Genomic DNA, 23379 nt, shown 5'->3' on the forward strand with positions numbered 1-23379 from the left:
AGGTTAAATCGCCGAGGGCAGTTTTTCGCCGAGCGTCTGCTGGAAATAGGCCAGTGCGCGATGCGCCGCGCCGCGGACATCATCGCGCCCATCGCGCAGCGCCGTGTACAGCGCTTTGATATTGGTCACGAAGCCCAACTGGCCGAGGTCGAGCGCGGCCAACTGCTTGATGCCGGGTTCGCCTTCCTGCAGCGCGCGCAGCAGCATCTGGATAGCGGCGTCGCTCGTCTGAATCTGTTCGCCTTTCTCCGCCGCCCACTCTTGCAGCCATTCGATGGTTTCCGGTGACGGATAACCGACCGTCGGGTTCGTCACCTTGCCGTACTGAATCTCTTGGAAGGCTTCTTGCGCCGCCGAGCGGACGTACCATTGTTCGTCTTCGAGGAACGCGCGATAGATGGCGATCAGCGCCCACGTGGTGCGAATGCGGCGCAGTCCGAAGATCGCGGCGCGGCGCAGGAGCATGTCGTCGGAGTTTGCGCCTTCATAGATGATCTCGTAGCCGTCATGGGGCAGGGCGGCGAAGGCTTCCGCCATCGCGCGTCGCAGCGGTTCGGTGCCCGCCACGAACGCTTCGACCATCGCCGAGAGCGCTTCTTCGGTGCCAATCGCGCCGAGGCCCATCCCCGCGGACAACTGCACATCTTCTTCCTGATCGTTGAGCAGGGGCAGCAGGTCTTTCTGGCCTTCCGGTTCGGCCAGTGCGCCTAGGCCGAGGCAGCCGAGACGGCGTACGGTCGGATCGGCGCTGCGCACCGCAAGGCGGAAGGCGACCAGCGTGTTGCGGTCACGACCATCGATCAGCGCGGCGGCGGCGCGTTCACGGGTGTGTGGATATTGGTTGAGCTGCGTGAGCATCGTCCCCAACTGTTTGATCAACGGGCCGCGCCACTGCACATCCGGCGGAGCGTAGGCCAGCCAGCGTGCCATGTCGATCACGTTGTCGTTGAGCAGGTCAGGTGTGGCTTTCATGCGCTCCGCCACAATGCGATCCAGCTTGACATGCAGCGCGCTAAAGGCGAGGGCGGGCTGCCACGCCGGGCTGTTGAGCTTCGCGGGTACATCTTCCGGCTTGAGCGTCAAACTAGCGAGATAAGCCGCGATGATCGGTGAGCGGAAGGTGTAGCGGTTGCCTTTCCAGTGAAAGAGCACACCGCTGCGCTTGAGCGTCGTCAGCAGCCGCCCCTGCACGGTGGTTTCGGCCTCGTCTTCGGCCTCGCCATCTTTACTCTTGCCGCGTTTGCCTTTGGCAGGCGCGACGGGCGGTGCTTCAAGCTCCGGTTCGGGGATGGCGTCGTCGGTTGGCGCGCCGCCGAGTTCGGTGGTGCCGAGCGCGAGCGCCTGCAAACGCACGACGGTGATGTAGCCCTCGTCAAGCTGGAGCGCGGCAAGCGGCGCAATCTGCTGAATGAGTTCGGCAGTGACCTTGTGGCGCTTCAGGTAGGCGCGTATCCAGCCTTCCGCACCGATCGTTTCAGTGTCGTCGGCATACGTGCCCCAGATTTTGAGCGTCGCTTCGACGGTCGACAGGGCGCGCCCGTTCTTGCGCGCAATCGCCATTTGCTCCTCGGTTGGCTTGCTGGCGCGGCGGTTGCCCATTTTGCGCGCGGTCTGTACCCAGCCTTCTGCCCAGCGCTCCGTGCCGCGTTCCAGATCAAGATCGCTCCACGGGCGCATGAAAACAGGCGTGAAGCCGAGGTTGGTCAGGCTGCCGTAACCTTCGGCGGGGCCGACCACAATGAAGAAGTTGTGTTTGTATTCCTGCAGCATCCCTTGCAGCCAGGCGAGCGCTGCCGGGCGTTCCGCTTCAGGCAGATCGTCATAGCCGTCGATCAGCAGCAGCACCTGCCCCTTGTTCAGGCGGCTGTAGAGCTGCCGCGGGATGGTGCTGGCCGTCACGCGGCGGACGGTGTGTTGAACCGCCCGGACGATCAATTCGGCGGGGTCGGCTTCCTGACCATGCTCTGGACTCTGGAGGTGCAGATCAGAGAGGTGCAGGTAGAGAGGCATCAAGCGGCGGAACAGTGGGATTATGTTCTTGACCTGTTCGTCCGCAGCGGCCTCGTAGTTTTCGCCTTGCTCGTTGGCGAGGCGCTCTTTCGCCTTCTGTTCGATCAGCACGCGCTCTTTGATGCGCACCGCGCGTTCTTTTTCGGCCAGCGCGGCTTCGGCGGCATCGAGTTTCGCCTGCACTTTGTCAGGCGGCGGCTCGAACCGGATCTTGTTCAGCGCATGCAGGGCAATGGCTTGCAGCGCGGTGCTGCGTCCACTGCCCGGCAGACCGAGCAGGGCAATCGCATGATCGCCGAGCGCGAGATCATTAATGCTCAGCGTTTGCACCTGATACGGCGCGTGCAGGTACGGGTGGTCGTGAATGGTTGGCACGACCCGGTAGATGTTATAGGCGAGATCCTCACTGGGACTGGCGAATTCCGGCGCAGGCAGAAAGCGCGGTTCGACCAGTACGCTCGACAGCTTAGTGAACTGACCGGCGAGGTGCGAGGTTTCGCAGCGTTCAATCAAGTCAGAGATATAGCGGCTGTCCGCGCTGCGCGTCGCCGATTTTTGGACGTTTTGCGCGCTTTGCCCGGCCGCTTCCCGCAGCGCCTTAAGCTGATGGCGTGATCGATAAATGACATAAGCACTTAGCCAGCCCGCCAGCAACCCGGCAGCGAAATTCTGACCGTTAAATTCCATCGCACTTGCTCCTCTAGACAGCCAGTCTCCCTCATTGTAACGGGGGAACGTGTTTTTACGTAATTGAGTTTGAACAATTCCGTGAGATTCCTTGAGATTAGCGCCGACGAGTTCCGTCTACAATGGTAACGTGCAGCACACACGCAAAATGCGGTATATTTTCATCGGGGAGCATCCATGCCTCAGATTACGTGGTCAGAACCCACATCGATTAGGATAAACTCGATGCAATCACGACAGGCCGTCCACATCATCGCCGCCGAGTGGCGATGGGTGATTATTGTCGCCAGCGGTTTGATCTTACTGGCGTTTGCCCCGCTGGTCTGGATGGCGCTGACCGGAACATCCGAGTGGCAGTTTATGGGAGCGCTGCATAACTACCTCGATGGCGCAACCTACCTCTCGAAGATTGTGCAAGGTGAACGCGGGCTCTGGGTGACGTTTTTCCAGCATACATCCGAGACATACCCCGGCGCGTTTTTACAGGGACTGTACCCGCTGCTCGGGCACATCGCCCGGGTGATGAGCGTGCCCGCGGTGGTCATCTTCCATGTAGCGCGCGTATTCGCAGCGCTGTTCATGTACATCAGCCTGTATCAACTCGGCGCGGCGGTGTGGACGAAGATCCGCGCGCGGCGCGTGTTCTTCGTGATCGCGGCGCTCGGTTCCGGCTTGGGTTGGTTGTTCACGCCGCTGCTGCAGGATGTCAGCTTTCCCGATATCACGGTGCCCGAGGTCTACCCGCTCTACAGCACCTTCGTGAATGTCCACTTTCCGCTGACGATTGCGTGTCTCGCGCTGCTGGCCGGGTACTTTGTTCTGGCATTCCGGCCCGGCGCGGACCAGGACCCAGCGCTGGATCGCGCCGTTCCGCTGATCGCGCTGCTCAGTTTGGCGCTCGCCATTCTCTACCCGCACGCGCTCATCCCGTTTGGCGTGGCGGCGGCGCTCTTCGGGCTGTTCGACTGGCGCGATCAAGGCAAGCTGTCGCCGCGCCTCGTGCGCTTCGGGCTGGCGCTGGTGTTGCCCGCGCTGCCGATTGCGGTCTACTACGCGCTGATCATCACTTACAATCCCGGTTTCGCCGAATGGAATCGCCAGAACATCAACCCCGCGCCGGCGCCCGCTGCACTGCTCATCGGCTTGGGTATACCGCTGCTGCTCGGTCTGCCCGGGTTCATCCGCGGCATCACACGGTTTGAGCGCGACGGCGACCGCTTGGTTGTGCTGTGGTTGCTGGCGATTCTGGTCGTGATGTACCTGCCAACAGGCGCCGGACGGCGCTTCGCGGTTGGCCTGATGCTCCCGATCGCTTATTTCGTAACCCGCGCGGTCGAAGATGTGTGGATCACGCGGATTAACCGCCGTGTGCGTTCGTATGTCTTCGCGCTCGTCATCCCGTTGATGGCCGTCAGCCAGATTTTCGTGCTCTTCCTCCCGGTCGCGCTGCCGGCGCTCAGCGGTGATCCCGGAACGGCGGTCGGCGTCTTCCTCGAACACGACTACTATGTCGCCTATGACTGGTTGAACCAACACAGCTCCAGCAGTGATGTGGTGCTGGCATCACCCGTCGTCAGCGCGTGGATCCCCGGATGGGCGGAGACGCGCGTGGTCTACGGCCATCCCTATGAGACACTTAACGCAGCGGTCAAGCGGCAGCAGGTGCTCGACTGGTATGCAGGCACGGCGGAGTGTTCCGCGATCCTCGACGAATACAACGTTCGCTATGTGCTCTATGGCCCGGAAGAAGTGCAGTTTGGCACGGCGCCGTGCCGGGACCAATTGAACGTCGTCGCGGAAATCGGCGGTGTGACGGTGTATGCGCGTTGATGCTCGCTCGATTCAAGTAACTGAGGCGCGCCGTGTTCAACTCCTGCTGGTCGGGTTGGGCGCGGCGTTTCTGATTCTCGCTGGGCTGAAGCCGCTCGGCTTGCCTTACATCCCCGGCGCGCGCTTCTCCGACGCGGCGACCTCCCATTGGGGAGCGGCGCTGTTTCTACAGCGCTCGGTCATGCGCGATGGCGAGTTTCCGTACTGGCGTGAGACGATCCTCGGCGGACAACCCTTTGCGGCGAATCCGCTCAACAAAACGGCTTATCCGCTCCAATGGCTGGCGCTGATTTTGCCACCCGCCCTGCACGTCAATGTCATGATCGTTCTGCATCTGCTGATCGCAGGCGCGGGCATGTGGACGCTGACGCGTTCGCTCGGACTCAGCGTGTGGTCAGCCGCTGTGAGCGTGATCGCTTACGTGCTGTCGCCGCGCATGGTCGGGCATCTGGGAGCGGGACACGTTGATATTGTCTATGCGTTGGCGTGGCTGCCATGGGTGCTGTGGGCAGTCAAACGGGCGGCGCAAGGATCGCGGCGCGGACTGTGGGCGTTGGGTATCTTCGCAGGGCTGATGTTTCTCGCCGACGTGCGCTTGAGTCTGTTTGGATTGGTGCTGGCCGCGGCGTATGGGGTGTATTGCGTTCTCAAAGCTGACCCCACCCCCATCCCCTCCCCGAATTCAGGGAGGGGAGCAAGCGGCTCTCTTGCATTGCCAAGTTTCTCGGCAGCAGCGTCGACTGATGCGGGCTCGCCCAAATATGGCCGAGCGTTGAGGAGGGGAGCGAGGTTAGTCAGTTTCTTCCTTCCTGTAATCCTGTTTCTGCTGATCGCGTCGGCTGTGATCATTCCGTTGTGGCTGTGGAGCCCGTACCTCACCCGCGCATCGCTGACCGCTGCCGATGCGAGCGTGTTCGCGCTGCGACCGGAATATTTGCTTGGCGTGTTCATCCCGCAGACGCACCGAAACGTCGAAGTCCTGACGTACCTTGGCCTCGTGCCGCTGATCTTGGCGGTGCTCGGCGCGGTGACGGCCCGGCGGCGTGTGTTATTCTGGCTGATCGCCGCGTTGGTCGCCGGACTCTACGCGCTCGGTTCGAATGGCTTCCTTTGGAACTTTCTCACTCAGATCGTGCCGTTCCTGCTATGGTTTCGCGTCCCATCGCGCGCATGGCTGATTGTGACGCTGGTCGTGGCACTGCTGGCGGGGTATGGCGCGGAACGACTCAAGCGGCGACCGCTGCAAATCGGCGTGCTGTTGGTGATTGCCGTGGAACTCATGATCACCGGGCGGGCATGGCTCGAATGGCGCGGCGACGATTACTGGTTGCCCGCTGATCAGCGAGAATTGGCGGAAACATTGATCGCGGACGGCGTGGGTCGCGTCTATTCGCCCACCTACAGCCTCGAACAGCAGGTCGCAGAATGGTATGAAATCGACTTGTTCTACGGCGTCGATCCGTTTCAACTGCGCGATTACGTTGGAGCAATTCAGGATGTTGGGGGAATCACGTTTGAGGGTTACAGCATTGTGCAACCGCCGTTAATCGGCGCGATAGGCGAGGATTTCTCTACCGCAAATCGCAGCGCGCAGCCGGATACGATCTCGATGTGGTATCACGGTGTGAGTCACGTACTCGCATCATATCCCATCGAAAATCCGCGTTTAGAGCTTGTCGATGACCTCAACGGTGTCTATTTGTATGCGAACGGAGACTATGCCTCCGGTGTCAGGTTGCCCACGGATGGCTATTGGCGAGACGATGATGCTCGCCCATTTCATAGTGTAACCCTGCTTGTCACGGTGGGCGCGTTTCTAACGGTCATTTTGGGGACATTTCTCACTTTGAGGGCGAAAACGTGATGACTCGGCGGTTGATGACTTATGCGCCCCTGATTCTGCTGGCGCTCACGCTCCTGATTCTGTATTTCCCGCTGCTGCGCGGCGAAGTCTTTTACTGGGGCTTGCCGACATTGCAGTTCTACCCGTGGCGGCACCTCGCCGCCGAACTGCTGCGTGATGGCATTCTGCCGCTGTGGAACCCGTATAACGGGGCGGGCGCCCCGCTGCTGGCAAATTACCAATCGGCGCTGCTGTACCCCCCCAGTTGGATCAGCTTTGTGCTGCCGCTGGAATGGACGATGAGCCTGACCGCGGTCGTCCACTTGTGGATTGCCGGGTGGGGCATGTGGCGGTTGACCGGGCGGCTCGGCGCGTCTGATCTAGGGCGCGGCGTGAGCATGTTCGCCTTCGCGCTGACCAACTACCTCGTCGCGCGGCTGTTCACGTTCCCGATTATCGAAGCGGCGGCGTGGCTGCCGTGGATCGCGTGGGCGGCGCTCGGCGTGCTGACGACCGGGAAGCGGCGGCAGGTCGTGTGGCTGGCCTTGTTCGCGGCGCTGCAGTTGCTCGCCGGGCATGCCCAGACCACGTGGTACAGCTTCGCGCTCGTCGGGTTGTTCAGCGTGTGGTGGACGGTGTTTACCCCATCTGACCCCACCCCCGACCCCTCCCCGAATTCAGGGAGGGGAGCAGGCGATCCACTCGACGCCGTGGCCGATCCCCAAGCTGGAAAAATTGTAGGGACGAGGCATGCCTCGTCCTCGCGTACCATGCAAACAAAGTGGCTGCGCCTATTTGCCGTGATTCTGGCGCTGGCATTGGGGGCAGGTGTGGCAGCGATCCAGCTCGCGCCGACCGCCGAACTGCTCGGCCAGTCGCAGCGCGGCGATGGCGTCGAGGCCGATTTCGCCATGAACTTCAGCTATGCCCCGGCGCGGACGCTGAATTTTCTCTCACCGACGATCTTCGGCACGCCCGCCGATGGCAGTTATTTCACACAGGGCGCATATTTTGAGGACGCGGTCTACATCGGCTTGATCCCGCTGATCAGCGCGTTCGCGGCGGTGGTCGCGTGGCTGCGGCGGCGCAAAGCAGGCATTCCTGTCTATCAAACGGTCCCGTTCTGGCTGATCATCGTGGTCGTCGGCTTTGTGTTCGCGTTGGGTGCGAATACGCCGATCTTCCCGTTCCTGTACCGCAATATTCCGACGTTCGACATGTTCCAAGCCCCGGTGCGCTGGCATTTGTGGACGGTCTTCGGCTTGAGCGTGCTGGCGGGGATTGGGGTGTCGGCGTGGGGTAGGGATTTCCGCACGCGGCGCTGGGCGAAACGGGCGCTGGCGGGCGGACTCGGCGCGCTGGTTTTGCTGGTGGCTGGTCAACCGTTTCTAGGCATTGGCAACGAGCCGCTCGGCACACTCGGGCGCGGGCTGATAAGTGTTCCCCTGTTCATCACGGCGGCGGCGCTCCTCACGCTGACACAGCCAAGCGGGGAGAGTCCGCGCTACGGTCGCTGGCTGATCGCCGTATTGGTTGTGATCGCCGTCGATTTAGGGATCGCGTCGTGGGGGTTGAACCCGACCAGCGAGCAATCTGCTTGGATGGGGTCAGTATCCGAAGCTGATGCGAATATTGAACGGCAGTACATGTATTTGGTCAATGAATCTGTCGAGAAGTTTGAGTGCCTGTATCGCTTCGAAGACTACCGGAGCGATCATTCGCCGTGTCGGTTCGAGGTTGATCCATTTACGCTGCCGAATAGCAATCTCTACTCAATCGTATCGATGCTCAATAACTTCGATCCGCTGTTGGTAGGACATTTCACTCACTTCATCAACTTGATCGAAGCCCATCCTGATCAGCCCGCACTATTGCAGGCGGCAGGCAGTGACCGACGGGCATGGTTTGTTGACTCGGTTTGCTGGCACGAGACACAAGCCGATCTCGAAGCGGCGCTCGTTGAACCTGATTGGGACGCCTACATGCAAATTCACGTGCTTGGCGATGCGGAGTGTCCAGAGGCCGGCCTCCCAGATGATGCAAACATCACTGTCACTGATCATATCAATACCGTCACGCTTTCGGTCAACGCGCCGCGTATGGGCTGGTTGTATCTTGCGGATACCGATTACCCCGGCTGGAAAGCGACCCTTGACGGCGAGTCCGTCCCGATTTATCGTGCGAATCTCATGTTTCGCGCCGTACAAGTGGATGCTGGGCTGCACGAGGTCGTGTTCAGCTATGAACCCGCTTGGGCGGCTCCCGCGCTGCTGATCACGGTGGTGTCGCTGGTGGTGCTCTTGTTCCTCTTCAGACTGGCGGATGACTAGATGGGAAATTCGCGTCGCACGCGGCGTCCTCAACTGCAATTTTCCGAACGCAAGCTGCTGCTGGCGGTTGGCGATATTCTCGCGGTTTTCCTCGCCTGTTTGATCGCGCTGTTCGTGTGGACGCTGGTCGCGCGCTATCGCTTCACGCTGAACTTCATTCTGCCGCAAAGCCCGTGGTTCTTCGCGTTGGCGGTGCTGTGGTTCGCGCTGGCAAGCGCCAACGACTTCTACGACCTGCGCATCGCGGCGAACCGCAATCACACGCTGCAGCGGCTGCTCATCATCACCGCCCAAACGTGGATTGTGTACATGGTGGTATATTTCCTCTCACCGCCGCGCGAACTGCCGCGTCTCTTCATCATCTACTATGGGGTGGTGTCCTTCGCGCTGATCACGGCTTGGCGCTTCTCTCGACCGTTCCTGCTCGGGTGGGTGAGCGAACCCCGCCGCACGCTGATTCTCGGTACAGACTGGACGGCGGGTACGATCATCGAAGCGCTGCGTGAACATACGCCGGACTATCGCGTGCTCGGTCTGATCGGCCAGTCGGATGAGGTCGGCAAGGTGCTGTACGGTGTGCCCGTACTCGGTACGGCGGCGGATTTGCCCAACTTCATCAGTCGCGATCAGGTCAGCGAATTGATCCTCACCGAAGCCAATAAGCTCAAAGGCGAGACCTTCCAGAACGTGATGGACGCCTATGAAGCGGGCGTGACGCTGATCACCATGCCGCTGCTGTACGAGCGCATCACCGGGCGCGTCCCGGTCGAACACCTCAGCGATGACTGGGGCGTGATCTTCCTGCCGATTAAAAACGTGCAGGGGCTGTTCGACCCGTATCCGCTGATCAAGCGCGGCTTTGACATCTTCGTATCGCTGGTCGGTCTGACGATCTTCGCGGTGCTCCTGCCGTTTATCGCCCTCGCGCTGTATCTCGACTCGCGCGGGAGCATCTTCTTCACGCAGGAACGACTCGGCATGCACGGCTGCGTGTTCCGCCTGTACAAGCTGCGCTCGATGATCCCGGATGCCGAAGCGGAGACGGGCGCGGTCTTCGCCCAGAAGGGGGATCCGCGGGTGACGCGGATCGGTCGGTTCCTGCGCAAGTCGCGCCTCGATGAAGTGCCGCAGTTGTGGAACGTGCTGCGTGGTGACATGAGTCTGATTGGGCCGCGTCCGGAACGCCCGGAACACGTCGAACGGCTGACGGAGAAGATTCCGTTCTACCGCACGCGTTTGATCATGCGCCCCGGCCTCACCGGGTGGGCGCAGGTGCGCTACCCCTACGGCTCGAATGATGAGGATGCGCTGGTTAAGCTGCAATATGACCTGTATTACATCCGCAACCAGTCCGTACTGCTCGACGTGAATATTCTGCTGCGCACCGTCTACCGCGTGGTCAGCCTCAGCGGGGTGTAGCGCCGCGAAGCAAGTTGTAGGGGCGCACGGCCGTGCGCCCCTACAGTCAATATCTTCTCCAGAGCAATTTCTAAATATTGTACATTCCCATGTTGCCTGTAATATGAAAGTAGTGACTTCACACGATTTGGATCGCTCCATTTGACCTCAGTTCTCATGGCTCAGTCTCGACTCACCCGGCTCACTATCGAGCGGGCGGCGGCGATCATCATTTTTATGCTGCTGTTCGCGCTGGCGGCGCGCATCCCTGTTGACACCGATACGTGGTGGCACATTCGCAGCGGCGAATGGACGCTCACGCAGGGCATGATCACCGCCGATCCGTTTTCGTCGACGTTCAACGGCCAACCGTGGATCAATCACAGTTGGGGCGCGCAGATTATTTTGTACGCGGTCTGGCAGGCGGGTGGGGCGTTCGGTCTCGCCGTCTACATGGCAGGCCTAGCGACGGCGGGCATGTATTTCGTCTACCGTATGTGCGCGGGCAATACGTATCTGCGCGGCTTCGCGTTGATCCTCGGCGCGGCGACAGCTGCGGTTTTCTGGTCGCCGCGCCCGCAAATGCTCTCATTCTTCCTCAGCGCCGTCGTGCTGTATCTGCTGTTCCTCTACAAGCGCAAGCAGATCGACCGTCTCTGGCTGATTCCGATCCTGATGGGCGTGTGGGGCAACCTGCATGCGGGCTTCAGCATCGGTTTGATCTTCATGGGCGGGGTGATCGGCGGGGAAATTCTCAATAATCTGCTGAACCGCGGCGGCGAGCATGTCGTCCCCTGGCGCGGCGTCGGCAAGCTGATCGTGATCGCGCTGTTGTCGGTCGCGGCGCTGGTGATCAATCCCTACGGGCTGCAAATGCTCGCGGTGCCGTTCCAAACGGTGAGCATTGGCGCGCTGCGGGCGTACATTCAGGAATGGAATCCGCCCAACTTCGCCGGGCGCGAAACGTGGCCGTTCCTGGCGCTGCTGGTCGGCGTGGTGGTCACAGCGCTGGCGGATCGGCGACGCTTCGACTGGACAGAAGTCGTATTGGTGCTCGGCACGGCCTTCATGGCACTGACAGCGGGGCGCAACATCGCCGTGTTCGCGGTGGTCGCCACGCCGATTCTGACCTATCACGTTGTGGCGCTCATGCAGCGGCGCGGGTGGACACTGCGCCCGATGACGCGCGTCAGCCCGATGATTGCGCGGCTGAACCTGCTGCTGGTCATCGTCGTGCTGTTCGGCGCGGCGGCGAAGGTGCTGCTCGTGCTTGACGCGGAGACGGTCGACGCAGCGTTCCGCGAGACGCTCCCGGTGAGCGCGGTCGAATACCTCCGTGACAATCCGCCAACTGGGACGATGTTCAACAGTTACAACTGGGGCGGCTATCTGCTGTGGGCGCTGCCGGATCGCCCCGTGTTCGTCGATGGGCGCACCGACCTCTATGGCGATGCTTTCCTGCGCCGCTGGCTCGACGCAGCGACGGGTGGTGACGGTTGGCGCGACCTGTTCGCCGAGTATGACGTCGGTTTCACCGTCATTGAGACGGGGAGCGGGTTAGCGGCCGTGCTCGCTTCAGAACCGGGCTGGCGGCTCGCCTACAGCGACGACTTGGCCTCCATCTATGTGAGGGCAGCATGACGAGAGACCGCGACAACCTGTCCTTGATCGGTTTGCTGGCCGATTTTCGACTGCTGATCACGCTGTTTCTGGCCTTCCGCTTGCTGTCGGTGCTCGTTTACCAACCGCTGATCGTGGGGGGCTTCGAGCGCGGCGTCACGGCGGGCGGCGATTTCTTCTACTACTTTCAGTTGGGATCGTATGCGCGGGAAGGGTTGCTCCCATTTCGTGACTGGTGGAGCGAATTTCCGCCGATCCCGGCGCTGCTGAATACGATAATTGCCGTCGGTTTCGGCGGCAACGGCTACCCCGGCTTTGCGATCATCTACGGCATCCTCATGACGCTGTTCGACCTCGGCAATCTGGTGCGCATGCGGCAGATCGGCATGAAGCTACATGGTGGGAACACGGGCATGGCGCTGGCGTGGATCTATGCGCTCAGCCTCGCGCCCGCGGTGTTCATCTGGTGGAATTTCGAGCCGCTGGTTGCCTTTTTGCTATTGTCCGCATTATGGGCGCTGCTCAATCGGCGGGATGGACGGTCGGTGGTGTGGGCATTGGTTGGCGCGCTGACCAAGTTCACTCCGGCGATCATTTTCGGCGCGGTCTGGCGCTATCGCCCGCCGCAGAAAGCGCTGCGTTACACGCTGATCACGCTCGGCGGCTTCGCCGTGGTTTACGCGCTGCTGTTCGCGCAGAACTCCGCTATGACTGCGCCGTCGCTGGTGGCGCAGTTCAACAAGGCATCGTATCAAACGGTGTGGGCGCTGCTCGACGGCAACTACACTACCGGAAATTTCGGCGCGGCAGACGAACGCTTTGACCCCGCCAACGCCTACCGCATCAACGGCAACCCGGCGGTGATGCCCGGCGTGGTGCGTCTGGGGGCGGCGGCGCTGATCGGCGCGTTCATCTTTTGGCGCACCAAACGCTTCGATGATCGCGGGCTGGTCGCTTTCACCACGCTCACGCTGCTGATCTTCTTCCTGCAGGCACAGGGCTGGTCGCCTCAGTGGTTGGCGCAGATCGTGCCGCTGCTGCTGCTGTGCTTCCCCACGCGCAACGGCGTGACGCTAGTCGTGCTCCTCAGCGGCTTGGTCTTCATCGAATACCCGTTCCTGTTCATGCGCACGGGCGACACGGGCGGGGTGGTGGCCGGGGCGCAGATCGTGCCGTTCGCCGGGTTGGTGCTCGGGCGCACGCTGCTGCTCGTCATGGTCTGCGTCGCCCTATACCGGCGGCTGAGGGTGGCGCTGCCCGATGAAAGCTAAACAGACAGCCGCGGCACCACCAGTCACTAATTTGCGGCGCGAAACGGCGGTTTTCGCTGTGATCGCGCTGGTGATCGCGGCGGGCATCGTCTTCTGGTTTGTCGGCGCGCCGGGTTACACCGACGCCTACTATCACTTCAATGCGGCGAAACGCTGGGCACTGGGCTTTGGCCTGACTGACACCTATTTGTGGACATATATCGGCGCGCCGGGGAGTTTGCCCGCGCCGTCGCACCTATACTGGATGCCGATCACCTCGCTGTTGGCGGGGGCGAGCATGTGGCTGACCGGATCGACCAGCTATACCTCCGCACAGATCCCGTTCGCGCTCTGTCTCGCAGGGACGGCCCTGGTCGCCTTTCGCCTCGGTTGGCGCGTGCTTAAGGGGCGGCGTGGCGCGTGGATCGCCGGGCTGCTCACGTTGTTCAGCGGTTTCTTCACGCGCTACTGGGGGCAGATCGATACGTTCGCCCCCTACGCGCTGATCGGCTCGCTCGGCCTGTACGCGCTTGGGTTGGCAATGGAAACGCCGACCTCGCGCCGCTGGTGGCTGATCGCGGGCGCGTTGGCGGCGCTGGCGCATCTCACCCGCGCCGATGGGGTGCTGCTGCTCGGCCTAGGCGGGCTCTTGGCGCTGTGGCTCATCATTGAGCGGCGGTTGACTTTGGCGGCGGGCGTCGGGCGCGGGGGATTGGTGCTGATTGCCTACCTCGCGGTGATGGCGCCGTGGTTCGCGCGCAACTGGATCGCGATTGGTACGCCGCTGGCGTTGGGTGGCACGCAGGCGATCTGGTTTGACGAGTATGATGACCTGTTCAATTACCCGCCCGATGCGTCACCGGCCACGCTCAGCCTGGACGAGTTCATCAATTCGCGGCGCGAGGCGTTGGTCAACAATGTTGCGACCTTCGTTGCCGTCGAAGGCTTGATCGCCATGCCGCCGTTCATGCTCTTGGCGTTGTGGCGCCGGCGGCGCGAACCCGCTTGGCGTCCATTTTGGGTGTACGCGCTGGGGCTGCACCTCGCCATGACATTGGTGTTTCCGTATCCCGGCTATCGCGGCGGGCTGTTTCACTCGGCGGCGGCGCTGATCCCATTCTGGGCGGTGTTGGGGCTGGCTGGCATCGACGACGCGGTGACGTGGATCGCCAAGTACCGCCGCCGCTGGCAGCCGCAGGTCGCCAAAGCACTGTTCTCGTTTGGGCTGCTCGGACTAGCCTTGGTGTTGAGCTTGCAAACGGGGCTGGCCGGGCGCAGCGTCGCCAGTGACACGATCCCGGGGCTGTATCAGGAATTGCAGCAGCACATCCCGGCAGATGCCCGCGTGCTGATCAACGACCCGGCGGCGCTCTACTATTTCACCGGGCAGAGCGGCGTGGTCATCCCCAACGGAGATGCGGAGGCCGTCCGCCAAATCGCGGCGCAGTATGATGTCGAGTACCTCGTGCTACAGGCGGGCGGCATGACCGACGAAATCGCGCCGCTGTATGACGATCCACCCGCTTTCTTGACTCCCATTTCGTTGACTACTCCTGACGTGAGGTTGTATGCGTTCACGATTTCGCCCTGAAGACGCGCTTCTGCTGCTGGTCGCCCTCGCGCTGACGGCGCTGTATGTGCTGGTTGCGGGCGGCAACTTCCCGCTCGACGACAGTTGGATTCACCAGACCTATGCGCGCAACCTCGCGCAGACCGGACAGTGGGCGTTCGTGCCCGGCGTGCCGAGCGCGGCCTCGACCTCACCGCTGTACACGGTCGTGTTGACCGTGGGCTACTGGCTGAATATCCCGTTTCGCCTGTGGGCGCATGGACTCGGCGCCGTTATGCTCGGCGTGACGGGGATGCTCGGCTTGCGCCTCGCCGAACGCTACGCGCCGAATGTCAAACGCATCGGCTTGATCAGCGGGCTGGCGCTCGTGTTCACGTGGCATCTGATCTGGGCGGCGGCCTCGGGCATGGAAACGCCGATCTTCGCCATGTTCACGCTGCTGCTGCCGTGGTTGATCACTCGGCAGATAGTTGACGTAGGGGCAAGGCATGCCTCGCCCCTACAAGAGGATAACCCGCCTCAGACGATTCTTTCGGCGGTTGTGTTCGGCGTGGCGGCGGCGCTGACCACGCTCACCCGGGCGGAAGGTGTGCTGCTCGTCGGTTTGGTGGGTGTAGTGCTGCTGATCGTGCGGCCATCCGTGCGCACGGTCAGGTGGGGTGTGATTGCGGGGATCGCGTTTGCGCTGGTGCTGACACCGTACCTCGCCTTGAACTACAGTCTGACGGGCGGACCGCTGCCCAACACGGCGGCGGCGAAGATCATGTATGCGCAGCCGTATCTGACGCTCAGCCTTGTCTATCGCTTACAGTTGATGCTCACGCCGCTGGCCGCGGGTGGCCAACTGCTGCTGATCCCCGGTCTGGTCGCCTATCTGATCGGTGTTATCCGGCGTGCCCGCCAAGATCGCCGTTGGCTGCTGGCGCTGACGCTGCCCGCGTGGGGCTTCGGGCTGATTCTGCTGTATGCGATTCAACTGCCGCTCAACTTCCAGCACGGGCGCTATGTGATGCCCGCGCTGCCCGCGCTGGTGCTGGCGGGCGTGGTCGGTACTGCCTGGTTGATTCGCTCGGCGAATGCCTCGCTGATCGGGCGGGTGCTGACGCGGGTGCTCGCGCTGTCGACAGCCGTGATCTTCGTCGGGTTCACGTTTGGCCTCGGGTTACAAGCGCATGTGCAGGACGTGACCATCATCGATGAAGAAATGGTGCGTTCCGCGCAGTATATTGCAGAGAACATCCCGGCGACTGATTTGCTCGCTGTGCATGATATTGGCGCGGTGGGCTACTTCGCGCCGCGTCGGATCATCGATACCGCCGGGCTGGTCACACCGGAGACGATTCCGTTTGTGTGGGATGATGCAGGTATGTGGGCGTATCTGCGCGAGCATGGCGCGGTGTACTTGATGGGGTTGGAAGATCAAATCCCGAAAGACACTGACAATGCTCCACAGTTGTGCCTCGACTTCACGACGGGCGGACAGACGGCTCCCCGCGCTGGCGGCAGCAACATGACTATCTATTATTTAGCGTGGGCCGGCGGCTGTCCATGACGACCTCTTAAGCATTCGGCTGGTTGTGGCAAATTGTGAAGAATGTATAATAGGGGTATGAGCGAATTGTTTAAGAAACTCAACGTCCTCCTCAAATCAACTTTCATTGGGCAGGAACCAGCCTCACGCCCCGCAGCACGCCCCGGCAAAGATATGGATCGTGAGCTTGAGCGGCTGCGCGGACGGGTGAATGAGGCCATTCAGTACGAGGAACGTTTGAAGCAGCAATTGCGGGAACTAGAGAGCGAAATTCAGCAGTGGGATCAAGCGGCTGATGATGCGCTTCGTCGGAATGATCAAGATGCGGCGCACGCGGCGCTGGAAAAACTGCGGACGGCTAAACGGCGTTACGCGCGTTTGGATAATGACCTGAGCCAGCATGAAGTGCTCTCACAGGAACTGATCCAGAGCGTGAACCTGTTGGAGAGCGTGGTCCAGACGGCGCCGCCCGCCGAGACGCCAGTCACCCCCGACCGTTCGATGGCGGAGGTGCTCAAGCAGGCGCGGGCGAAGATTTCTGCTTTAGGCGAGCTGACGACGCCAAAAGCGGAGATTGAGGAACCGGTCGACCAGCCGGACATCGAAGACGATCTTGAGCAGCGACGGCAGCGATTGAGCCGCCGGTAGTGGGCAAAAGCGCGCAGGATGCCCGTAGCGCGATGAACATATGACCATCAAAAAAGTACTGGTAGTGGCAGGCGATTATGATCTCGTGCAGGGTGTCCGCAAAGGCCTAGACACTTCCGGTTGTGCTGTCTATGCGGCGCATTCGCACCGGGATGCGCTGTACATCATCGATCATGAACCGTTTGATTTGGTGGTGGTGGATGCGCTCATGACTGACCGCATTAGCGGCGACGTGACGCTCAAGTCGATCACCGAACTGGCGAAGCGTCCCCCCATTCTGATCTATAAGTCGGTTGCTAATGGCGTGCTCTATACCGAACCGGTCGTGCAGTCGCTGCAGCCGGATAAGCTGCGCGAAGCGGTCTTGCGGACACTGCCGCAAGATCAAGACGCACGCGTTCAGGTCAAACAGCCGCGCATCTCGCCGATGGTCACCGATCTGTTCTGGCGGGATGAGGAAATCCAGACGTTGTTCTCCCTCAGTCGATCCCTGACCGAGGTGCTCGATCTCTCGGAAGTGCTTAACCGCGTGGTGGAAGCGGCGCGTCGCTTGACCAATGCCGAAGAAGGCCTGATCCTGCTGCCAGAGACGGACTCTGACCAGTTGTATCTGCGCGCGAAGGTCGGCATCGACTCGGAAGTGGCAGCGAACTTCCGCGTCAAGACGCATGACACCATCGCGGGGACGGTCTTCAGCAGTGGACAGTCAATGCTGCTGGGCGAAGCTGGCCCACAAAAGGTCAAGACGCAGTATTTCGTGAATTCGCTGCTCTACGTGCCGATTATCCACAAGGGCAAGACACTCGGCGTGCTGGGTGTGAACAACAAAACCAAGCACGATGTCTTCAACCAGCGGCACAAAGACCTGCTGACGAACTTATCATCCTACGCGGCCATCGCCATCGAAAATGCCCGCATCTATGCGCAGAGCGTACGCCGCGCGCGGGAGCTCAAGGCGCTGGTCGACGCCAGTCAGGCGATCAACGCTTCGCTTTCGCCCGAACATGTTATTCCGGCGATCTGTGAACAGTTCGCCCATGTCCTCAACGTATCATATGCCGAAATTTTCCAGCGCGTGGACGACAACACCCGCCTTGTAAGCGTTGCCCGCCATTATCAAGCGAAGTGGCGCGCGGGGACTGAACCGGTGGTCGCGCTGGCCGAACGTCCGGCGCTGCGCACAGCAATTGAGAACCGGCGTCATGTGATGATGGCGCGTGCCCGGCACGATGTGCCCAACGAAATTGGCGCACTGGACCGCGTTGGGGCGAACGCTATGCTGTGTATCCCGGTTACGACGAGCGAGCAGACGCCAGCCGCCGTGCAAGCCTTCTATCTGATTGCGCCGGAGACTGCGCCCGCGACCGACATCATCCAGCGCATTCAGCGCATGTTCCTCGAATACCGTTCGGTAGCCGAAGAGGGCGCGACCGCGCACTTCGTGAAACTGCTGAACGATGTCAGAACGTTGGTGAAGGCCGATTGGGTGGATTATGCAGTGCTCACCACGGATCGCCGGATGCTGCAAACTCAGTTTGCGGCGGGCTCGGCGGTTTGGCTCGATGACCCCCGTCCACAGATCGACCTGACGAGTCACCCTGACCTCAATGAATTTCTCGATTCGCGCGCGGCGATCAACTGCCACGCCGACGAAGAGACGATGTCGCTGGGCGCGGCGTCGCTCATCAAGTATTCGCGCGCCCGTTCCATCCTCGCGCTGCCGCTGATCGAACGCGGTCAGCCGTGGGGGATGGTGGTGTTCGCCGATACGGAGCACGCGCATCGCTTCAGCCCCCGCGAGACCGATCTGGCGCGCGCGACCGTCGCCCAAGCAGCGACCGCGTTGGCCAACAGCCATCTCGTGACTGACCTCGAAGCGAGCCTGCGCGATCTGAAGGAGGCGCAGAATCGCCTCATCCAGTCGGCACGCTTGACCGCCATGGGCGAACTCGCCGCCGCCGTCGCGCATCAGATCAACAATCCGCTCACGACCATTGTGTTGGATACGGAACTGCTGCTCCTCAAAGAAGCGCCCGGCTCGAAGAACGCGGAAATCCTCAACGCGATTTCCCGCGCGGGCAAGCGGGCTGCCGGGGTCGTGCGGCGCTTATTAGCCAGCGCCCGCCCCAATACGAGCACCACACCGCCGCAGCCGATCAATGTGGTGCAGACGGTTGAGGAAATCCTCACGCTCGTGCACTCGTATCTCAATCGCTCGAGTATCACGCTGGTGCGCAAACTGCCCGATGAAGCCCTGCCGCCCGTGGTGGCCGTGCCCGGTGAACTCGACGACGTGTGGTTGAATCTCATATTGAACGCGCATGACGCGCTCACCGGACGTCCGGAACCGAAGATCGGCATCGAGATCACCTGCCCGCCCGAGGCCGACATGATGGAAGTGAAAGTGTGGGATAACGGCCCGGGCATCCCCACCGAGATCGTCACCGAAATTTTCAAACCCTTCTTCACCACCAAGCCGGCAGGTGAAGGAACCGGGCTGGGACTGCATATTTGCCGGCAGGTCGTGGATCGCGTCGGCGGGACCATCAATGTGGGTCCCAACCGGAACAAGGCACAACGTTTACAATTCGACTTCCCGTCACGAGGAGCGGAGTACTATGACGCATATTTTGGCTGTAGATGATGACAATGAGGTCCTCGAGACCGTAGGACGCGTGCTTCGCCATGAAGATTACGAAGTCTCGCTGGCGAGTTCGGCGGCGCAGGCGGTGGTGCAGCTCGAAAAACGCCTGCCGGACCTGATGATTCTGGACGTGATCATGCCGGAAGTCGATGGTGTGACGTTGTGCCGTCAACTGCGGCGCGACACCCGCTATATCACCCTGCCGATTCTGTTCCTCACCGCCAAAGGCGGCACCGAGGATATTGTCACCGGGTTGGATGCGGGCGCAGACGACTATGTCGTGAAACCGTTTGAACTGGCGGAACTGCGCGCGCGCATCACGGCGCTCCTGCGGCGCGGCAAACGCGACCGCACGACGGAGAATGTGCTTCAGCTCAACGATCTGCGCCTGGACTCGGATACCTATCAGGTGTCCGTCGACGAGAACTCCATGCAGCTCACCTCGACCGAGTACCGCTTGCTGCGTTACCTGATGGAACACCCAGATCAGGCGCTGTCGCCGGGGCATTTACTGCAAGCGGTGTGGGAATACCCGCCGAACACCGGCGATCCCGATCTCGTGCGGGCGCACGTCCGCAATCTGCGCGCCAAAATCGAAAAGGGCGCGCGCCGTAAATACATCCGCACCATTCACGGTGTCGGCTACATGATCTCGACTTAACTCCCCTAGTAAGTGTGCCACGGGGCAGCTTTTGTCTGCCCCGTGTTCCCCTCTCACGACAATCCATGCGTCGTCACGTGAATTTCATGAAGATTTCACGCGCCACCCGATCTTCGAGGCAAACTTCCCAGTTATACTTTTATGTATAATTTCGCGATGCACAACCGAGAAGTGAACCGATGTACGAAATCATGATTGTTGACGACGACGCCCAGGTTCTGGACATGGTAGAACTTGTATTGAAGCGCGAAGGTTATCACGTTCTCCGGGCATTCTCCGCAAAATCTGCGCTCGAAACTATCGAAAACGAAACCCCAGATCTGTTTGTGATCGATGCGATGATGCCTGACATGGATGGTTTGACCCTGTGCCGCCGACTCCGGGCGATGCCGCGCACCACCAACACACCGATCATCTTCCTGACGGGCAATAATTCTCCGCATACCGTGGTGGATGCGTTGAATTCCGGCGGCGATGATTTCATCCGCAAGCCGTTCGTCCCGCGGGAACTGGCGGCGCGCGTGCGCGCGCACATTCGGCGCTCCGTGTTTTACAGCGATGGAGATGTCGCGGCGATCCGCATTCAGTCGAACCGCTACCGCGTGTACGTCAACGATGCCGAAGTGCTCCTGACGCGCGTCGAGTTCGATCTCCTCAAGTATCTGTGCACGTCACCGTACCGCCTGCATTCGACGGAAGAACTGCTGGCGAACGTGGCAGTACCCGGATGGGGTGGGCGATGCGGCGCTCGTGCGCAATCATGTCCACAACCTGCGTCGTAAAATCGAAATCGATCCGGAACGCCCGCTGATCATCCAATCGCGTCATGGGCGCGGTTATGTGGTGAAGGCGCGCATCCAGTTTGAGGACGAAACGATCCAGCAGTAACGACCTTCAATCGACATCTGTACAAAACTCTATCAACTTCTTCACAGTATCGAATGTTCACTGATGGGGCAATGGGTTATGATGAAATTGCTGGAAACCATCGATCGTTCGAGAAGCTGTGATGTTGAGAACCCTAGCAAAGATCGTACAGATATTAGCCGATACCCCGCCATCTATGGTGAGCGCCGTAAAGGCCAAAGCGTAGTCGAGCTCGCGCTCGTGACGCCGATCCTCATCATCCTGCTGGCGGGGTTGATCGAAGTGGGCTGGTTCGCGAACAACTACCTGACCCTGCTTGACGTCACGCGCGCGGGCGCGCGGCGCGGTACGGTTCTCCAAGATGCTCAGTCACCACTCTTCTGGGATGAACGTGGGTCACTTGTTCCGCAGTTCTACTTCGACTCGCAGGCCGACGGGAACTACTTCAAAACCGCATACGACCTCAACGGTCTGAGCGGAGAGACTGATACCACCCGTTTGGCCGTCCGCTACCACCCCACCTTTAACCCCACTGGCTGCAATACGGCCAACCGCACGTTCTATCACGAGATCTCTTGCGTGATGCTCGCGTCGATGGACCCGCTGCGCATGACGCCGGAGAATGGGGTCGACGACATCATCATTTCGGGTGTTTCCATCGAAAATGTTGATGCCAGCCGCGGGAATGCCTGGCTGGGGACGTTGGGTTCGGACTGGCGTCCACTGGCGGCCAACGTGCCGCAGCTCGTGGTCGTCGGACGTTACCCCACCAACGCCAACGAATGCGAAGCCACCTGGGACGGCATCGGTACCCGGCGCTTGGCGCACTGGAGCCGCGGGATCCCTTCGACTTCAACTACAGCGGTGATCGCGATGTCGATGACATTGCCGATGAAACGTTTGCCGAAACCAACCCCGCCCGTATCAACGTAACCGGTGAAGACGACTTTGACGAGATCGTCGGCATGGATGTGCCTGCGGCCAGCCTCGCCAATGCCGAAAAGCAGGTCGGGTTTGCGCTGTTCGGCAATCATCGCATTACTGGGACGGCGTGCGTCGGGTCGGAATGGACCTGGAAGAGCTGTCGCGCGTCGTCAACCTGAGTTCGACATTTGAGCTGGACGACTACGGCGACCCGGAAGTGATTGCCGCGCGGCGCATGATTCCCCGGACAGGGGATTATCATGGTGGAAATGTTCTGGCAGCATCGGCTGCTGCTGAACATCCCCGTGCTGTCGCCCGTGTTCGTCGCCATTGGTTCAGAACGTGCCACCATTTCAGTCTGGGCAGCGTTCCCGCTCCCGGCTGTCGAACCCTTCATTTCGTTTGATTGAGATGGAACACAGCTTATGCGTGGTTTAAGACGGTTTATGAAACGCGGTCAATCCGGGCAGGCGCTCTTCATCCTCGCCATCGGGTTCATCGCGTTAGTCGGTTTTGTCGGCATCGTCACCGATGTGTCTGTGCTGTTCATTCGCTACAGCACGTTGGGGCGCGCAGTCGACGCGGCGGCCGTGTCGGCGGCCAGCCAGATGCGCCGCATCGAGACACGACGTTCACCGATGCGAACAGCGACGGGATTGACGACATCGCCGAAGATGAAGCGGGCAGCGTCGCCAACCTGAACCTCGCGGCGCGCTCGTTCATTGAATTGTACGGGCTTGACCCGAGCAATGTGATTGTCGAAACGTGCCGCGCGCAGCAGGTCGGGCGCGATACCAATGGCAAACCCGCTCGATGAAGAACAACGTGCCCCTCTTCAATCTGGATGGCACCATCAACACGAGCGCGAGACCAGACACAGGTCGCCAAGTATCAGGAACTGTGCACGGAAGACGAACCGCAAAGCTGGTCCGCGTCACCCGCGCAGATTGACGCACCGACAATGTTCCTGTATCTGCTCGGTTATCCCACGGTCACGCTCACCGCGCGTCGGCGATGTCGCAGACGGCGGTGCTCGACGTCGTGCTCATCCTCGACGTGTCGGAGTCGATGCTCAACGAGACGACCTACGCAGACTGGGAAAACGTCGGGCAGGGCATGCGCTACCTGCCGCCCGTGTTGTGGGAAGAGGATTACGACCCAATTTTCACGGATGCCGACAGCGACGGCATCGACGATGCCCATTACACCTCATGGGACTATATCCTGACGCTTACCCAGGCGGAGATCAACGCGGCGGTGACGCCAGTCGGTCAAGATCCGCTGTTGGAGACACCACGTCGCAGTTCGCGGCGTTTGACCCCGCCGACCAGCCCCGGTCAACTGCCTGCGCGTGCTGAATGCCAGATCCGCGCGTGGCCGCGCACGCAGAACAACTATCCGCGTGTGCCGGATTGGCTGCTGGCGGAATACAACACTTATCTCACCAGCCAGTCGTTGAGCCTCGACGCGCATTTTGATCTCGCGCCCGGCGATGTCGCCACAAACGGTTATTTCTTCCTCGCAGTTTGTGCCGATGTACAACTTCTACGGCTGCTGCAATGACCC

The 23379-nt window shown here is 60.9% G+C and carries 20 protein-coding genes; 18 read left to right on the forward strand and 2 right to left on the reverse strand.

Annotated features, from left to right (window positions below):
• Nucleotides 1-3: 3 nt before the first annotated feature.
• On the reverse strand, nucleotides 4-2697 hold the full coding sequence (locus tag IPK17_RS21575) for a HEAT repeat domain-containing protein (RefSeq protein WP_343419763.1): 2694 nt from the start codon (nucleotides 2695-2697) through the stop codon (nucleotides 4-6).
• Nucleotides 2698-2922: 225 nt separating this feature from the next.
• On the opposite strand from IPK17_RS21575, the gene IPK17_RS21580 reads away from it, so the two are divergent.
• The 6 genes from IPK17_RS21580 to IPK17_RS21605 all read left to right on the forward strand — a co-directional run bounded on the left by IPK17_RS21580 (nucleotide 2923) and on the right by IPK17_RS21605 (nucleotide 12989).
• Nucleotides 2923-4527 (forward strand): hypothetical protein, encoded by a 1605-nt coding sequence (locus IPK17_RS21580; RefSeq protein WP_343419764.1) that lies wholly within the window; start codon nucleotides 2923-2925, stop codon nucleotides 4525-4527.
• Complete coding sequence (locus tag IPK17_RS21585; RefSeq protein WP_343419765.1) at nucleotides 4517-6391, forward strand: putative glycosyltransferase family protein; 1875 nt, start codon at nucleotides 4517-4519, stop codon at nucleotides 6389-6391. The genes IPK17_RS21580 and IPK17_RS21585 overlap by 11 nt, the downstream gene beginning before the upstream one ends.
• Nucleotides 6391-8700, forward strand: a complete 2310-nt coding sequence (locus IPK17_RS21590) for a YfhO family protein (protein WP_343419766.1) — start codon at nucleotides 6391-6393, stop codon at nucleotides 8698-8700. Before IPK17_RS21585 ends, IPK17_RS21590 begins: the two co-directional genes overlap by 1 nt.
• On the forward strand, nucleotides 8701-10119 hold the full coding sequence (locus tag IPK17_RS21595) for a sugar transferase (protein WP_343419767.1): 1419 nt from the start codon (nucleotides 8701-8703) through the stop codon (nucleotides 10117-10119). It begins immediately after the preceding gene.
• Between the two features lie 156 nt (nucleotides 10120-10275).
• Entirely contained in the window at nucleotides 10276-11739 is a 1464-nt protein-coding gene (locus IPK17_RS21600) for a hypothetical protein (protein WP_343419768.1), read from the forward strand.
• A complete protein-coding gene (locus IPK17_RS21605) occupies nucleotides 11736-12989 on the forward strand; it encodes a hypothetical protein (protein WP_343419769.1) in 1254 nt (417 codons plus the stop codon). The genes IPK17_RS21600 and IPK17_RS21605 overlap by 4 nt, the downstream gene beginning before the upstream one ends.
• Here IPK17_RS21605 and IPK17_RS40675 read toward each other — a convergent pair.
• Nucleotides 12948-13076, reverse strand: coding sequence for a twin-arginine translocation signal domain-containing protein (locus tag IPK17_RS40675; RefSeq protein ID WP_350341648.1), 129 nt, complete (start codon nucleotides 13074-13076; stop codon nucleotides 12948-12950). The two genes, IPK17_RS21605 and IPK17_RS40675, sit on opposite strands and share 42 nt — an antisense overlap.
• Between IPK17_RS40675 and IPK17_RS21610 the strand changes: the two genes are divergently transcribed.
• The 12 genes from IPK17_RS21610 to IPK17_RS21665 all read left to right on the forward strand — a co-directional run bounded on the left by IPK17_RS21610 (nucleotide 13048) and on the right by IPK17_RS21665 (nucleotide 23376).
• Complete coding sequence (locus IPK17_RS21610; protein WP_350341649.1) at nucleotides 13048-14559, forward strand: glycosyltransferase family protein; 1512 nt, start codon at nucleotides 13048-13050, stop codon at nucleotides 14557-14559. The genes IPK17_RS40675 and IPK17_RS21610 overlap by 29 nt on opposite strands.
• On the forward strand, nucleotides 14537-16090 hold the full coding sequence (locus IPK17_RS21615; RefSeq protein WP_343419771.1) for a DUF8728 domain-containing protein: 1554 nt from the start codon (nucleotides 14537-14539) through the stop codon (nucleotides 16088-16090). Before IPK17_RS21610 ends, IPK17_RS21615 begins: the two co-directional genes overlap by 23 nt.
• 57 nt (nucleotides 16091-16147) lie before the next feature.
• Nucleotides 16148-16717, forward strand: a complete 570-nt coding sequence (locus IPK17_RS21620) for a PspA/IM30 family protein (RefSeq protein ID WP_343419772.1) — start codon at nucleotides 16148-16150, stop codon at nucleotides 16715-16717.
• A 40-nt stretch (nucleotides 16718-16757) separates the two neighbouring features.
• Nucleotides 16758-19361: a GAF domain-containing protein gene (locus IPK17_RS21625; protein ID WP_343419773.1), complete on the forward strand. Its 2604-nt coding sequence runs from the start codon at nucleotides 16758-16760 to the stop codon at nucleotides 19359-19361.
• Nucleotides 19336-20022, forward strand: a complete 687-nt coding sequence (locus IPK17_RS21630; protein ID WP_343419774.1) for a response regulator transcription factor — start codon at nucleotides 19336-19338, stop codon at nucleotides 20020-20022. The genes IPK17_RS21625 and IPK17_RS21630 overlap by 26 nt, the downstream gene beginning before the upstream one ends.
• Nucleotides 20023-20201: 179 nt before the next feature.
• Complete coding sequence (locus IPK17_RS21635) at nucleotides 20202-20804, forward strand: response regulator transcription factor (RefSeq protein ID WP_343419775.1); 603 nt, start codon at nucleotides 20202-20204, stop codon at nucleotides 20802-20804.
• Complete coding sequence (locus IPK17_RS21640; protein WP_343419776.1) at nucleotides 20773-20910, forward strand: hypothetical protein; 138 nt, start codon at nucleotides 20773-20775, stop codon at nucleotides 20908-20910. Before IPK17_RS21635 ends, IPK17_RS21640 begins: the two co-directional genes overlap by 32 nt.
• 81 nt (nucleotides 20911-20991) lie before the next feature.
• Complete coding sequence (locus IPK17_RS21645) at nucleotides 20992-21822, forward strand: TadE/TadG family type IV pilus assembly protein (RefSeq protein WP_343419785.1); 831 nt, start codon at nucleotides 20992-20994, stop codon at nucleotides 21820-21822.
• A 32-nt stretch (nucleotides 21823-21854) separates the two neighbouring features.
• Nucleotides 21855-21992, forward strand: coding sequence for a hypothetical protein (locus IPK17_RS21650; protein ID WP_343419777.1), 138 nt, complete (start codon nucleotides 21855-21857; stop codon nucleotides 21990-21992).
• 81 nt (nucleotides 21993-22073) lie between these two features.
• A complete protein-coding gene (locus IPK17_RS21655) occupies nucleotides 22074-22223 on the forward strand; it encodes a hypothetical protein (RefSeq protein WP_343419778.1) in 150 nt (49 codons plus the stop codon).
• Nucleotides 22224-22259: 36 nt separating this feature from the next.
• Nucleotides 22260-22514, forward strand: coding sequence for a pilus assembly protein TadG-related protein (locus IPK17_RS21660; protein WP_343419779.1), 255 nt, complete (start codon nucleotides 22260-22262; stop codon nucleotides 22512-22514).
• Nucleotides 22515-22827: 313 nt separating this feature from the next.
• The gene (locus IPK17_RS21665) at nucleotides 22828-23376 is read left to right on the forward strand and encodes a hypothetical protein (RefSeq protein ID WP_343419780.1); all 549 of its coding nucleotides are present in this window, start codon (nucleotides 22828-22830) and stop codon (nucleotides 23374-23376) included.
• The last annotated feature ends 3 nt before the right edge of the window (nucleotides 23377-23379 follow it).

The organism is Candidatus Flexifilum breve, assembly GCF_016713355.1.